We start from the raw sequence: 12,985 nt of genomic DNA, 5'->3' as shown, positions 1-12,985 counted from the left end.
CGAAGGGGGCGTGACGCCGCTACGCGGCATTGCAATCGGAACTGCTAGGTGCTTGCAGGCTCCAGCACGATTAATGGGATAACCCGACCGGAAACAGCCGATGCCCGTTCCTGATAGTCATCAAAACCCTGATAGACCTCCATCATTTTTCCCCAGAAATAGTCCTTTTCCTCTCCGTGGGCTTCTCGTGCCAGCATTGCTACCGGCTTGCGGCCAATTTGCATGGTGCAATGCGGGTTTGCGCAAAGATTGTAATACCACGCGGGGTGACCTGCGCAGCCTGCCTTGGAGGCAATGAGAATCACCTTGCCATCGACTTGCCCGTAGAGCAGGCACGCTTCGCGCCATTGTCCGGATTTGCGTCCCTTGCTGGTCAGAATGCCCACTGGTGACATAAAGAAAAACGTGCGCATTAAGCGGCCGCCGCTTTTCTTGAATACCCAGGCCTGAATACGACTCATGCGCTGCATGATCTTGATCGCTGCGGGCTCACGTTCCTGCGAAAAGAGTTTCAGCTTTTGCTCTGGCATGGTTTGGTTCCGGGGCTTCAGTTATGGTTTTGATTATCCAGCGCGGAGCCGCTCTGTCCAATAGCAATTGCGGCCTTTGCGGGCTCGTTGGGATGGCAAGGCGGTGCATAATCTGTCACCGGCGGCTGTGGACTACATTAATTTGCGCAAAGCGCGTAAAGTCACACTGCGCGGCGTTGCTGCGTTGTTTTGCATCCCAGTTCAGGATATTCCTCGCATGTCATTGTTGTTCGAAGAAATAGACAGTCAGCCCTCTCCCCTGGGGGAAATCTCGCTGCGCCGGCGTCGTATACCGGCCTTTGGCGAGCGTGATATCTACGAGGTAAAGCTCGGCGAAGAATTCTTGATGTCCAGTATGTTTGTCGACGCTGAAGAAGCGCTGGCCACATTGGGCCTGGCAGCCGTACGTGGTGACTCACTGACGGTGGTTGTCGGTGGGCTGGGCTTGGGCTACACCGCCGTCGCTGCGTTACAGGATGAGCGTATTGCCGAACTGCTGGTGGTGGATGCCATCGACACGGTGATCGACTGGCACAAGAAAGAGCTGGTGCCGCTGGGTAAGATACTCAATGCCGATGACCGCAATCGCTATGTGCTGGGCAGTTTTTTTGATCTGGCGACAGCGCCGGCGACGGGCTTTGATCCAGACCATCAGGGCAGAAAGTTCGATGCCATTTTGCTCGATATCGACCACTCGCCTACCGAGTACCTGAATTCGGCCAACGCCAGTTTTTATACCACGGAAAATCTGGCATTGATGGCCGAGCAGCTCAAACCCGAAGGTGTATTCGCAATGTGGTCGCAGAATTTGCCCGAGGCCGAGTTTGAAGCCCTGCTCAACACGGTGTTTGCGCAGGTTGAATCCCATGTGGTGCGATTCTATAACCCACTGCAGAATCGGGAGTCGACCAATTCGGTGTACGTATGTAAAAAATAGCCTGCGAACGTTAATCGGGAGAATAAAATGAAGACGCACTTCAAATCGTTCACACAAAGTACGCGCGAGGATTGGCAGATTATCGCGGGCGAGCAGATCAAGTTTATGGCGGACCTGCCCAATCGGGTTCTGGCTCACCTTCAATTACTGGACGGAGACTGTGGTGGTTTCCCCATCGACCGTCTGCAACATTGCCTGCAAACCGCTGAGCGCGCAGCGGAGGCGGGCGAGGATGAGGAATACGTGGTGTGTGCGCTGCTGCACGATATCGGCGATACCTTGGGTAGCTATAACCACGCAGACGTGGCGGCGGCCATTTTGCAGCCGTTTGTGTCCGAGGCCAACCATTGGATGGTGAAGCACCACGGTATTTTTCAGGGCTACAATTTCTTCCATCACCTGGGCATGGATCGCAACCTGCGCGACAACTATCGGGATTGCGAATATTACGAATACACCGCACGGTTCATTGCCAAGTACGACAATCTTGCGTTTGATGAAGACCGGCCGAGACTGTCACTCGAGCTGTTCGCGCCCATGGTGCAACGGGTGATGGCGCAGCCCCGGCAGAGTCTGTACAAGGCGGTTCTGGAGGGCGAGACCTGAGCTTCAGGGCCTGACAGCAGGGCGCTGTGCAGTAGGAAAAGTTCCTGCTAGCATCATCGCGTTATCGTCCGATTCAATATTGTCCTCAAGAGGATGGCATCATGGTGACGACCAATCGCGAGTCCGGTACCAATGTGCACGAAGTGGCCGATGGTATTTACCGCATCAATACCCCTATGCCACCCAGCTTTATTCCCGGTGGTTTCTCCTTCAATCAATACCTGCTGGCGGGTGATGAGCCGCTGTTATTCCACACTGGCTTGCGGAAGATGTTTCCACTGACACTGGAAGCGGTGCGCGCGGTGATGCCTGTTGATCGCCTGCGTTACATTGGCTTTTCGCATTTTGAGGCCGACGAATGTGGCGCTCTGAACGACTGGCTGAGCGTAGCGCCCCAGGCTCAGCCGGTCTGCAGTCAGGTGGCTGCCATGGTGTCGGTAAACGACTACGCCGATAAGCCGGCTCGGGCGATGGGGCATCAGGAGGTGCTGGACACTGGTGGCCATCGATTGACGTGGCTCGACACGCCGCACTTGCCGCACGGATGGGAAACCGGTTACTTCTTTGATGAAACCACGCGCACACTGTTGTGCGGTGATCTGTTCACCCAGCCCGGTGTTGGCGAAAAGGCGATAACCGAAGACGACATACTCGAACCCAGCGAAGCTTCCCGAGCAGAGATGGATTACTTCTCGCACTCCAAGCATGCACCGCACCTACTTGAGCTGCTGGCTGCTACCGAACCAACCACACTGGCCTGTATGCACGGCAGTGCCTGGAAGGGCGACGGTGCGGGCTTGCTGCGCGAGCTGTCCAGTCGTATTACCTAAGGTTTGCGTAACGTTTCAGCCCCAGGTTTTTCACTGGGGCAGCGCGCTCTTATGCCACATCACACCCCCGGCGTTGATGCCTTGCTACTGACGGTTGTCAGCGCATTTTCAAAGGCCAGCATTTCCTGTCGGAGTTTGGTGCTGGATGCATTGTAAAACGTCACATGCCCCATTTTTCGGCGCGGTGCCGGCCGTTTCTCATACCAGTGCAGGGTGTTGTTGCTGTTCAGAGTTGCCAGCGGCGGCTTTTCGGTGCCGAGCAGGTTGACGATGCCCGCGTAGCCCCTGGATTGGGTGGAGCCAAGCGGCAGCCCGCTGATGGCCCGCAGGTGATTCTCAAACTGATCGGTGCAGCCGGCACCCACTGTCCAGTGTCCGGTGTTATGCACTCTGGGCGCAATCTCATTGACGATTACCCGGTCGCCGATTACAAACCATTCGATGGCCAGAACGCCAACATAATCCAACGCACGCAGTATGGTTTGGGTGTGCTGAATAATGGCAGCTTTGGCGGCTTCGCTGACACGGCGCGCCGGGGCGTAGGACATTCTCAGAATGCCGTCTTCAACACGGTTAGCGGTTAATGGGTAGAGCGCAATCTCGCCGCTCAGCGCACGTACGGCAATGCTGGAAACTTCCTGGCTGTAGATCACGGCGTGCTCAACAATCCAGCCGTTAGCGGTGGTCTGGGTGTTTATGTGCTGCAATTGCTGGTTGTCGCGAATATAGAACTGGCCCTTACCGTCGTAGCCTTCGGTCAGAGATTTTGCGTAGACCGGTTGTTCAATATGATCCAGCTCGGCGAGGTTCTCTAGATGCCGATACGGCGCGATGGGTATGCCTAGTGATTCCAGAAATCGGCGCTCAGCCAAGCGATTTTTGCAGATGCTGAAGGCGCTGAGCGAGGGGCGCAAGGGATGGTGCCGGGCTACCTGCGCCAGCACGGCATCGGGCAGTTGCTCCGACTCCATGGTAACGGCATCGACAGCGCCCAGCTGTGTTAAGAGCGACGCAATCGAGCTTTCCTGATCCGGGGAATAGGTCAACACTCTACCCAGTTGGCGGATGGCTCTGGATTCGTCAGCTTGCGACTGTTTGATGATAAAGGTGAATTCGAGACCCATGCGCAGCCCGGTGAGGGCGAGCATTCTTGCCAGTTGACCGCCACCAAAAATCGCTATGTGCACTATTGCACCTCCCAGGAAACAGCGGCACTTTGGTCGGCCCGCCATTGCTGGAGTTTTGCCATGAGAGCGGTATCGTGTGTGGCAAGCATCTGGATCGCGAGCAGCCCGGCATTAAAGGCGCCGCTTTCGCCGATGCTTTGGGTGGCAACCGTAATGCCTTTCGGCATTTGCACGATCGACAGCAGGCTGTCGAGTCCGTTAAGTGCCTTGGACTGTACCGGCACACCGATGACCGGCAGCGGGGTAAGGGCGGCCAGCATACCGGGCAGGTGAGCGGCGCCGCCTGCGCCGGCGATGATAACTTTGTACCCGGCTTCGTAGGCGCCGCTGGCAAAGTCAAACAAGCGCTGCGGCGTACGGTGGGCAGAAACCACAAAGGTATCGGCCGGTAGATCAAATTGTGCAATTACGTCGGCTGCGAACTTGAGTGTCGGCCAATCAGATTTTGAACCCATGAGTACTGCAATTTGTGCTGTTGTGTGTGTCTTGTTCATGCCAGAAAGATCTCAACCAGAGTGATGTACAGGGGGATGCCGACGATAACGTTGAAGGGAAACGTTACGCCGAGTGATGCAGTGATAGACATACCGTGATCAGCCTCCGGCAGCGCGGCGCGCATGGCGGCTGGCACGGCAATATAGGAAGCACTGGCGCCCAGAACGGCGAGCAGAATTACACCACCCGGGGACAGGCTAATGACGTTGGCAATGGCCGCACCGAATAGGGCGCCGATCAACGGCATGGCGATGGCAAAGGTGATGAGAAAGCTGATGCTGTCTTTCAAAGCACGAATTCGATCGGCTGCAACCATTCCCATCTCCAGTAGGAACAGGGCCAATACGGCGGGGAACAGATCGATAAACAGCGGCGATATGCGCGGCATCTGCTGCGCGCAGGCGTAACCGATCAGCAGGCCGCCGGTCATCAGCACCATGCCCTGATTAAAGAACACTTCGTGCAGCACTTCTCGTTTGTCGGTGCTCTTGTTTGCGCTGTTGTTTGGGCTATTGGCCAGCGCCAGACCCACAGCGATGGCAGGCATCTCCAGAAGCACTACAAATAAGGGGAAGTAAGCCTCGTAGGCGATCCCTCGGTTTTCCAGCACCGCCACGGCTACCGCGTAGGTGCCCACGCTCACTGAGCCGTAGTGGGCGGCTAGTGAAGCGGCGTCGATGCGCCTCAGACGACCGATGGCATAGGCGAGCACAAAGGCGATTAGCGGGAGAATCACCCCCAGGCTGACCACCCAGAGCGATTGCGTAATGATGTTGGCCGAGGCGTGCTTGGCAAGCGCTACACCACCTTTCAGACCAATGGCCAGCATCAGTATGATGGTGAGGCTTTTATATAGCGCCTCGGGGAGAGTAAACGGTGACTTCAGCAGTCTGGCGATGACACCCAGTAGAAAAAAGGCAACAACAATATCTATGCTCACAAGGTGTCTCCTCTGACACTGTTATTCATTTTGGTGGCAGCGTTACTCAGGCGAGCGGCCTTGCCAGACCGCATCATATACTGGGCCGCATTCATGGTGGCCAGTAGCACGCCAGTCAGTACCGCCGCAGAGCCGGCTTCGCCGGTGGTGTTAAGCCACAGGCCCATGATCAACAGGGTGCTGGCAACGCTAAGGCCAAAGAAGAGTTGCTGTTGCAAGGCAGTTGAGGTGGTCAGTTCGCTACGCATTGTGGGGCTCCAAGTGGCTATGCGCGGCATATTGCTTGAGAATAAGGATAGATAATAATAGATATTATATATCCAATGATTAGATTATTATCTATGCAATGAAAGTGCCCTGGAGGGTGGCTTGTGGCTAAGAACCTTGTGCAGAACCTGTCCCGTGCGGCAACGCTTAGGCAGCTCGAAATACTGGCGACGGTTTACCGACTGGGGAGCATCAAGGCGGCCTCAGAATTCCTGCACCTAACCCAGCCCACGGTATCCATGCAGCTGAAGAAACTGTCAGAGTCGGTGGGTATGTCGCTCTACCAGATGATAGGGCGCAAACTGACGTTTACCGATTCCGGCCGGGAAATTGCTCAGTCGGCGACACGCATTTTCGGTGAGCTGGGGGCACTGGAAATGCGACTGGCAGATTTGCGAGGCTTAAAGGCGGGCGCGCTGCGACTGTCGGTGGTTACCACCTCCAAATATTTTATTCCGCATATGCTTGGCCCCTTTTGCGAGCGCTATCCGGGTATCGATATTCAACTGAACGTGGGGAACCGGCGGCAGATCATTGAGCGTCTGGAAAAGGGCGGTGACGATTTCTATGTATTTAGTCACCCGCCGGAAGATGTCGATACCGTCTCCACGGAATTTCTCTTGAACCCGCTGGTGGCGATTGCGCCGGCGTCACACCCGCTTGCACGAAAGCGACGAATCTCACTGGCTCAGCTGGCCCAGGAACCTTTTCTCATGCGCGAGCAGGGTTCGGGCACGCGCTTCGCGATAGAGCAATTTTTGCAAAAACATCGCCTTAAGCTGAACGTTAAGATGACCATTGAAAGCAACGAAGCCATCAAGCATGCAGTGATGTCGGGTCTGGGCATTTCGATACTGTCTGCTCATACGCTCACCTTCGGTGGCAACGCGGGGTTGGTTGAGTTGCGTGTGGAGAAACTTCCCATCACCACCTCCTGGCATATGGTGTGGCCTAAAAGCAAATCGTTGTCGCCTATAGCCGACCGTTTTCTCCAGTATGTTCACGACGAGGGGCGCCAGTTGATCGAAAGCGAATTCAGGCGCACAGGGTTGGTCACGAAGCAGCTGCGGTAGTCGGTCAGTGGGGGGCAACCTGGCGAGGTTCCGCGTTGCGTGCTAGGGTCAATAGAGCCTTTCTTTCTAAGTGGGCTCGGATGTTGCGGTCAAGTAGCCGGCAGTTTCATCGTAATTCTATACGTATTCCTATCGGGCTGTTCTTCGAGTTGTCACTCGGAAGGCAGTGAACAGGACAAGAGCATGGACATCATCGCGCTGTTTAAAGCTTACGCCGAAGCCTTTGAACTAACCTATGAAGACGACGACTGGTCGCGTCTGGAGCCGCATTTCGCACCGCAGGCGTGCTATCTGCCGGGCAATGGACAAACGCTCAATGGGCGGGAAAAGGTTATTGCCTATCTTAGAGATAATGTGAATAAGATTGATCGGCGTTTTGATAGTAGAACACCCTCGCTGGTGGACGCTGCCATAACAGACAACCAGTTCAAGTTGACCTGGCGAGCAGAATACAAAAAAGAGGGTCTACCCGATCTGGTGATTGGCGGTCTGGAAATCGCCACCTTCGAGGACGGGCGGATTGTCCATCTGGAAGATATCTATGAACCTGAGGTGGTTGCAGGTTTTGAGTGGTGGATGAGTGAATACGGCGACCGTTTGGTCTAACACGATAAGCGATTGGGCGCTCCCGCGGTAAAGGGGAACGGAGCAAAGCTATTCCCCAGTTTGTGTTTCCTGCTAGCGATTAATGCGGCTCAATACCGCTTTCAAATACCGGGTTTCCGGAATCGCCGGATGTACAGGATGGTCAGGTCCTTGCATGCCTTCTGCCAGAATCTGCGCATTGCGATCTACGTGTCGTGAAGCAGCGCGGATGATATCCAGCAATTCCTCACGCGGCATATGCATGGAGCAGGACGCGGAAATCAGATAGCCGCCGGGGTTGAGCAGACGCATAGCCAGTTCGTTAATACGCCGGTAAGCCTGAATGCCCTGCTTTTGGTCTTTTTTACGTTTGATAAAAGCTGGCGGGTCGACCACGATCACATCAAATCGCTGCTCATCGTCTTTGAGCTGCTTGAGTGCGTCGAAGGCATCACCCTGCAGCGTGTTCATGCGCTCACCAACACCGTTTAAATCTGCGTTAGTGTGTGCCTTGTCGAGGGCCAATTCTGAGGCGTCATTGCACCACACTTCCTCGGCGCCAAAGACGGCGGCCTGCACACCAAAGCTTCCCACATAACTGAATACATCCAGTACCCGTTTGCCGGGAACAAGCTCACGCAGCCACGCTCTATTCGGGCGTTGATCGTAGAACCAGCCAGTTTTCTGGCCGCTGCTGAGCGGTGCCAGGAAGCGCACGCCGTTTTCAATTAGCTCCACATCTTCAGGCGAGGTGCCATACACACAGGAGACTTCTTCTGGCAGGCCTTCAAGTGTGCGAACGGATGCGTCGTTGCGCAGTAAAATGGAGGCGGGGTCGAGTATTTTTTGCAAGGCGTTGATCACTGGCTCACGCAGGGCTTCCATGCCGGCGGTATTGAATTGAACAGCAAGGTGGTCACCGAAGCGGTCAACGACCAGTCCAGGCAGTAGGTCACTTTCACCGTAGATCAAGCGATAGCATGGGTTCGGAAAAAGTTGCTGGCGCAGTTCCAGGGCCTGCTTGAGCCGTTGCTCTATCTGTTTCTGGCCAAAGGCGGTTTGGCCGCTATCAAGCATGCGCGCACAGATCAGTGATTGGGGGTTAACGTAGGCGACGCCCAACGCTTTGCCGTTGGCGGCTTCCACCACCACCTGTTGCCCGGCGCTGAAGCCTTTGAGTGGGGTGGCCTTGGTATCCACTTCATTGCTGTAGATCCAAAGATGGCCACCGCGCAGTCGGCGTTCTTCGTTTTTGGCGAGTCGGAGAGTTGCTAGAGACATGATTAAGGGGCGCTTGCGGAAATGTGGGCGGTATTATCCCGGTTTGCCGCTGCAGGCGCCAGCGGCTTGACTGAGCCGGCTATACCCGAGCGGTCGCATTGGTTGTAGCCAAGGAATCGCTTATGCTGGAGGGTCTGCCAAGGCAGCAATTACTCTGACTGGATGACAACAATAAACTCTGGAGAGATAAGCATGATGGAAAATAGCCCGATTCTCGGTTCAGTGATAGTTCTGGTGGCCTGGTCGCTGGTGATGTGGATCTGGATGTACGCCACTCGCATACCGGCGATCGCGGCCGCCAAAATGGAGCTGGACCCGAATGCGCCTAATGGACAGCAGATGGCTCAGTTGCCGCCCAAGGTGCGCTGGAAGGCCGACAACTACAACCACCTGATGGAGCAGCCCACGATTTTTTATGCCCTGGCAATTACGTTGGCGGTGCTCGGTGAAGGCGAGGGTGCCAATGCAATGCTGGCCTGGGCGTATGTGGGCTTGCGTATAGTTCACAGCTTGGTACAGGTGTTGGTCAACAAGATCGAAGTACGCTTTACGCTGTTTAGTCTGTCGACATTGCCGTTGTTTGCGTTGACCTATAATGCTGCGACGGCTTTTTTCAGCGCAGGTTAGACGACTCTATTTAATGCTGGCGCATGAGCCTGTCAGCGACAAATATTGGTAATACAGATGAAGTTAAAAGGCAGGGTAGCGCTGGTAACAGGTTCGTCACGTGGCATTGGCGCAGCGATTGCGCGGCGGCTGGCAGCAGACGGTGCGATGGTGGTGGTACACGCTAACGAGAATATCGATGCAGCCAAACAGGTTGTTTGCAATATTCGCGAGGCTGGTGGCATAGCAGAGGTTGTTCAGGGCGATTTGACGACTGAAGATGTTCCGGTGGCGATCGTGCGTGAGGCCTTTGCCTTTCGCAAGGCGCTGGATATTCTGGTGTGCAATGCCGGCGGCAGTGGCGGCGGTATGCTCGTAAATGTGGATACCGATGCTCTGAATAAAACGCTGGCCCTTAATCTGCGCGCGGTAATGTTGTCCACGGCGGAGTTTGCGCGAATAACGGAAAGTGAGCACGGACGCGTTGTACTGATCTCGTCGGGCGCCGCTGCGCACCCGGCCTATGGCGCCTCTGCGCTGTCGGCGGCCAAGGCGGGAGCGGAGGCCTTTATTCGCTCCGCCGCGCAAGAGCTGGGGAGCCGTCAGATAACCGCCAATACCGTGGCGCCGGGCACAACGAAGACCGATCGCATTGCCGGACAGGCATGGACCGATAAGGTGCCGGCCTGGACAGCGCTTGGCCGTTTAGGTGAGCCTGAAGACATTGCCGATATTGTTTCATTTGTGGTGTCGGACGAGGCGCGCTGGATGACTGGCGCCACCCTGCCTGCCAGTGGTGGATTGCTTACGACAGCTGCGAATATTTTGGCGCAAGAGCAGCGTCAGCCACCGCTATCTGAGTAAACAAAGATGTCATTTGATCCAACTTACCATGACGCCGAACCGACTTTGTCTGAATTGCAGGCGGGCGATGGGTATCTTCTACTGGAATTTGGCGCACCCTGGTGTGGTCATTGCCAGGCAGCGGCGCCGGCGGTGGCAACCGCAATGACTGCAGTGGATGTGCCGCATATAAAAATCTATGACGGAAAAGGTAAACGTTTGGGCCGCGCTTTTGGCGTGAAGCTTTGGCCTACCCTTATTTTGCTCAATAACGGAGAAGAAGTGGCGCGATTGGTACGCCCGCGTGAAACTGAAGCCGTAGCTAGGTTGTTGGCGTCGATTGAAGGCTAATCACAACAGATGTTGGTCGCAGCGCTGTTAATACGATAAATGGTCTTAGATAGCCGACAGTTTTTGCCTATGTTGGGCATAAGTTATATTAACGGCGTGCAAGTGGAGACGGTCATTTGCTGCGAGCAGGAAAATTTAGCGCAGCTGTGCAGGCAACCGAATTTTCGACAGTAGGTGGGGCGGAGTGCTTCCTGGCAACGCTATTGCTAATACCCATTTCAAATTACAGGGCGTGACATGAAGATAGTTGTTATCGGCACCGGTTTCGGTGAAAACGTGGTGGCTCCGGCATTTCAAAGCCTGGGATGCGAGGTGCAGGTGGTGTCGCCACGCGATGACGCGGCTGTAAAAAACGCCTGTAGCGAAAACGTAGATCTGGTGTCTGTGCATTCGCCACCCTTTATGCATCGCGACCATGTGTTGTTGGCGCTGGATCATGGCAGCGCTGTATTGTGCGATAAACCCTTTGGTGTGAGTGTGGCCGATGCTCAGGCAATGTGTAATGCGGTTGAAGGCAGAGAGGTATCGCATTTTTTGAATTTCGAGTTTCGCTGTCGCAGCGCCAATAGAAAGGTTAAAGAACTCGTAGACAGCGGCGTCATCGGCACTCTGCAGCACGGCAGTTGGCTTGCTCACAATCATCTGTTACGCGAGCGACACTACGGGTGGTTGTTTGACGCCTCGCTCGGTGGCGGCTGGCTCGGTGCCTACGGTTCCCACCTGATCGACCATATTCTGTGGCTTGCTGATAGCGATATGATGCATTGTTCAGGCATTCGCAGTATTAGCCAGAATCGGCGCCGCGACCGTGATGGTCAGTTGCAAACTTGTACGGCAGAAGATGCAGCCAGTTTTCACCTGGTACTGGCTAACGGTTTTAGCGCTACGGTAGATATCAGTGCGTCAGCACCGGCCTTTCTTGAGCCGCACATGACGCTTATTGGCAGCGAGGGCACCATCGAGCTATTCAACGACGAGCGGCTGGTGCTCAAAACGCTTGATAAAGAACCGGAAACCTTCTCCATCACGAGTGAACAGAATCAGTTTATGGGCGCCCAGACAGCGTGGCTGAAGGAAGTAGTCAGTGCCGTGAAAACCCAATCAAAGCTAACCCCGAATTTCTACGATGGTCTCGCTACCCGGAAGGTGCTCGACCAACTCAACGCCACCTTGTATAACCGCTAAAAAACGGTGGTTATCGAGCCCTTTTGATCAGGAGCGATCGCGCACTCACGCGTGATTGTGCGCTGCCCGGTTCCACATTACTATCCGGCTAGGAGGCGGGGTGGTCAAATAATACTCGATACGACCCCGGATTTTTTTATGGCGAAGCAGGTTGGTATATATATCTATCCCTTGGCTGAGGTACTGGATTTTTCCGGGCCATTCGAAGTGTTTACAACAGCCTCACGGATCTGTCCCGACAGTGAGCCTTTTGCGGTAAGTCTGATCAGTGAGTCTGATGAGGTGGTCGCGGCGCGCTCGGGGTATCGGGTGCTGTCGGACTGCACAATCAGTGACCACCCAGAACTGGACGTATTGCTAGTTGTCGGTGGCGTGCAGTCTGCGGAGATGGACAAGCCCTCCGTTATTAACTGGATTGCCGCGCAGGCGCAGCGAGTGTCTCTGGTCGCGTCGGTATGCACAGGCGTATTCCTGTTAGCGCAGGCGGGGGTTTGTCAGGGTAAGCGGGTGACGACTCACTGGGAAGATATTCCCGATTTGCGACGACTGTTCCCGGGGCTGGAGGTCGTGGAGGATTGTCGGTGGGTCGACGAAGGCGCGCTGATAACGTCGGCCGGGATTTCGGCGGGAATTGATATGAGTCTGCATCTGGTGGAGCGCTTGCACAGCCGCGCGCTGGCAGAAAAGACGGCACGGCAGATGGACTTTGACTGGAGCAGTTGACAGCCAGCGTTTACTACAAACCCAGCTGACTCAGCCCAGGGTGATCTTTTGGTCGAGGCCCGCTTGGCCAGTGAAACAGTCGCCGATCGTTTTGGATGGGTAGATCGTTGATGCTGGCATGGCGAACTGTCATCAGCCCCGCTTCATTAAACGACCAGTTCTCATTGCCATAAGATCTGAACCAATTGCCGGTTTCATTGCACCACTCATAGGCAAAGCGCACCGCTATATATGTCTCGCCAAAGGCCCACAACTCCTTTATAAGCCGATATTCGAGTTCTCGCTGCCACTTGCGCTGCAAGAATGCCACAATCTCCGCCCTGCCATTTAGGAACTCGGTGCGATTCCGCCACCGTGAATCAGCAGAATACGCAAGAGCAACCCGCTCGGGATCCCGGTTGTTCCACGCATCTTCCGCGCGTCGAACCTTGTCGACTGCGCTGTCATAATCAAATGGTGGCAGCGGCGGGCGGGTTGCATCAGCCATCGCGTTCTCCTTTAGGTTAAGTTCGGCGCGAGTGCGCCGACGCTTTACCAGGATTTGTA

At 55.2% G+C, this 12,985-nt stretch carries 17 protein-coding genes; 10 read left to right on the top strand and 7 right to left on the bottom strand.

All coding sequences use genetic code 11. From position 1 onward, the window contains the following. Positions 1 to 44: 44 nt before the first annotated feature. Complete coding sequence (locus AC222A_RS11730; RefSeq protein WP_372748033.1) at positions 45 to 530, bottom strand: nitroreductase/quinone reductase family protein; 486 nt, start codon at positions 528 to 530, stop codon at positions 45 to 47. Positions 531 to 747: 217 nt separating this feature from the next. Between AC222A_RS11730 and AC222A_RS11725 the strand changes: the two genes are divergently transcribed. From AC222A_RS11725 to AC222A_RS11715, 3 genes are all read left to right on the top strand, one after another. Next, positions 748 to 1,467: a polyamine aminopropyltransferase gene (locus tag AC222A_RS11725; RefSeq protein ID WP_372758156.1), complete on the top strand. Its 720-nt coding sequence runs from the start codon at positions 748 to 750 to the stop codon at positions 1,465 to 1,467. A 27-nt stretch (positions 1,468 to 1,494) separates the two neighbouring features. Continuing rightward, positions 1,495 to 2,073 (top strand): HD domain-containing protein, encoded by a 579-nt coding sequence (locus AC222A_RS11720; protein ID WP_372750438.1) that lies wholly within the window; start codon positions 1,495 to 1,497, stop codon positions 2,071 to 2,073. Positions 2,074 to 2,174: 101 nt separating this feature from the next. Further along, positions 2,175 to 2,903, top strand: coding sequence for an oxygen-binding di-iron domain-containing protein (locus AC222A_RS11715; protein ID WP_372750439.1), 729 nt, complete (start codon positions 2,175 to 2,177; stop codon positions 2,901 to 2,903). 59 nt (positions 2,904 to 2,962) lie between these two features. Here AC222A_RS11715 and AC222A_RS11710 read toward each other — a convergent pair whose 3' ends face one another. From AC222A_RS11710 to AC222A_RS11695, 4 genes are read right to left on the bottom strand one after another with little or no spacing between them, the layout of a single operon-like run. Continuing rightward, positions 2,963 to 4,090, bottom strand: a complete 1,128-nt coding sequence (locus AC222A_RS11710) for a 5-(carboxyamino)imidazole ribonucleotide synthase (protein ID WP_372758149.1) — start codon at positions 4,088 to 4,090, stop codon at positions 2,963 to 2,965. Then, entirely contained in the window at positions 4,090 to 4,584 is a 495-nt protein-coding gene (gene purE, locus AC222A_RS11705; RefSeq protein ID WP_372748584.1) for a 5-(carboxyamino)imidazole ribonucleotide mutase, read from the bottom strand. The genes AC222A_RS11710 and purE overlap by 1 nt, the downstream gene beginning before the upstream one ends. Next, complete coding sequence (locus AC222A_RS11700) at positions 4,581 to 5,525, bottom strand: sodium-dependent bicarbonate transport family permease (RefSeq protein WP_372748585.1); 945 nt, start codon at positions 5,523 to 5,525, stop codon at positions 4,581 to 4,583. The genes purE and AC222A_RS11700 overlap by 4 nt, the downstream gene beginning before the upstream one ends. Beyond that, on the bottom strand, positions 5,522 to 5,773 hold the full coding sequence (locus AC222A_RS11695) for a hypothetical protein (protein ID WP_372748586.1): 252 nt from the start codon (positions 5,771 to 5,773) through the stop codon (positions 5,522 to 5,524). The genes AC222A_RS11700 and AC222A_RS11695 overlap by 4 nt, the downstream gene beginning before the upstream one ends. Before the next feature lie 123 nt (positions 5,774 to 5,896). On the opposite strand from AC222A_RS11695, the gene AC222A_RS11690 reads away from it, so the two are divergent. Both AC222A_RS11690 and AC222A_RS11685 read left to right on the top strand, forming a co-directional pair. Next, entirely contained in the window at positions 5,897 to 6,865 is a 969-nt protein-coding gene (locus tag AC222A_RS11690; RefSeq protein WP_372748587.1) for a LysR family transcriptional regulator, read from the top strand. A 183-nt stretch (positions 6,866 to 7,048) separates the two neighbouring features. Further along, entirely contained in the window at positions 7,049 to 7,471 is a 423-nt protein-coding gene (locus AC222A_RS11685) for a nuclear transport factor 2 family protein (RefSeq protein ID WP_372748588.1), read from the top strand. Between the two features lie 72 nt (positions 7,472 to 7,543). Here AC222A_RS11685 and AC222A_RS11680 read toward each other — a convergent pair whose 3' ends face one another. Beyond that, entirely contained in the window at positions 7,544 to 8,731 is a 1,188-nt protein-coding gene (locus AC222A_RS11680; RefSeq protein ID WP_372748589.1) for a class I SAM-dependent rRNA methyltransferase, read from the bottom strand. Positions 8,732 to 8,923: 192 nt separating this feature from the next. Here AC222A_RS11680 and AC222A_RS11675 point away from each other — a divergent pair, with 192 nt between their 5' ends. From AC222A_RS11675 to AC222A_RS11655, 5 genes are all read left to right on the top strand, one after another. Further along, entirely contained in the window at positions 8,924 to 9,358 is a 435-nt protein-coding gene (locus tag AC222A_RS11675) for an MAPEG family protein (protein ID WP_372748590.1), read from the top strand. Between the two features lie 57 nt (positions 9,359 to 9,415). Then, a complete protein-coding gene (locus tag AC222A_RS11670) occupies positions 9,416 to 10,201 on the top strand; it encodes an SDR family NAD(P)-dependent oxidoreductase (protein WP_372748591.1) in 786 nt (261 codons plus the stop codon). 6 nt (positions 10,202 to 10,207) lie between these two features. Beyond that, a complete protein-coding gene (locus tag AC222A_RS11665) occupies positions 10,208 to 10,531 on the top strand; it encodes a thioredoxin family protein (RefSeq protein ID WP_372748592.1) in 324 nt (107 codons plus the stop codon). Positions 10,532 to 10,768: 237 nt separating this feature from the next. Then, positions 10,769 to 11,716 (top strand): Gfo/Idh/MocA family protein, encoded by a 948-nt coding sequence (locus tag AC222A_RS11660; RefSeq protein WP_372748593.1) that lies wholly within the window; start codon positions 10,769 to 10,771, stop codon positions 11,714 to 11,716. Positions 11,717 to 11,854: 138 nt separating this feature from the next. Next, entirely contained in the window at positions 11,855 to 12,439 is a 585-nt protein-coding gene (locus AC222A_RS11655) for a DJ-1/PfpI family protein (protein WP_372758150.1), read from the top strand. A 13-nt stretch (positions 12,440 to 12,452) separates the two neighbouring features. Here AC222A_RS11655 and AC222A_RS11650 read toward each other — a convergent pair whose 3' ends face one another. Next, positions 12,453 to 12,926 (bottom strand): nuclear transport factor 2 family protein, encoded by a 474-nt coding sequence (locus AC222A_RS11650; protein WP_372758151.1) that lies wholly within the window; start codon positions 12,924 to 12,926, stop codon positions 12,453 to 12,455. Positions 12,927 to 12,985 lie beyond the last annotated feature (59 nt).

Source organism: Litorivivens sp. (assembly GCF_057445395.1).
This window is presented reverse-complemented; position numbering and strand designations above follow the sequence as displayed.

Bases quoted from the DNA above. Each gene is read 5' to 3' on its own strand.
- AC222A_RS11730 (WP_372748033.1), bottom strand. From the start codon at position 530: ATGCCAGAGCAAAAGCTGAAACTCTTTTCGCAGGAACGTGAGCCCGCA.
- AC222A_RS11725 (WP_372758156.1), top strand. From the start codon at position 748: ATGTCATTGTTGTTCGAAGAAATAGACAGTCAGCCCTCTCCCCTGGGG.
- AC222A_RS11720 (WP_372750438.1), top strand. From the start codon at position 1,495: ATGAAGACGCACTTCAAATCGTTCACACAAAGTACGCGCGAGGATTGG.
- AC222A_RS11715 (WP_372750439.1), top strand. From the start codon at position 2,175: ATGGTGACGACCAATCGCGAGTCCGGTACCAATGTGCACGAAGTGGCC.
- purE (WP_372748584.1), bottom strand. From the start codon at position 4,584: ATGAACAAGACACACACAACAGCACAAATTGCAGTACTCATGGGTTCA.
- AC222A_RS11695 (WP_372748586.1), bottom strand. From the start codon at position 5,773: ATGCGTAGCGAACTGACCACCTCAACTGCCTTGCAACAGCAACTCTTC.
- AC222A_RS11685 (WP_372748588.1), top strand. From the start codon at position 7,049: ATGGACATCATCGCGCTGTTTAAAGCTTACGCCGAAGCCTTTGAACTA.
- AC222A_RS11680 (WP_372748589.1), bottom strand. From the start codon at position 8,731: ATGTCTCTAGCAACTCTCCGACTCGCCAAAAACGAAGAACGCCGACTG.
- AC222A_RS11675 (WP_372748590.1), top strand. From the start codon at position 8,924: ATGATGGAAAATAGCCCGATTCTCGGTTCAGTGATAGTTCTGGTGGCC.
- AC222A_RS11670 (WP_372748591.1), top strand. From the start codon at position 9,416: ATGAAGTTAAAAGGCAGGGTAGCGCTGGTAACAGGTTCGTCACGTGGC.
- AC222A_RS11665 (WP_372748592.1), top strand. From the start codon at position 10,208: ATGTCATTTGATCCAACTTACCATGACGCCGAACCGACTTTGTCTGAA.
- AC222A_RS11660 (WP_372748593.1), top strand. From the start codon at position 10,769: ATGAAGATAGTTGTTATCGGCACCGGTTTCGGTGAAAACGTGGTGGCT.
- AC222A_RS11655 (WP_372758150.1), top strand. From the start codon at position 11,855: ATGGCGAAGCAGGTTGGTATATATATCTATCCCTTGGCTGAGGTACTG.
- AC222A_RS11650 (WP_372758151.1), bottom strand. From the start codon at position 12,926: ATGGCTGATGCAACCCGCCCGCCGCTGCCACCATTTGATTATGACAGC.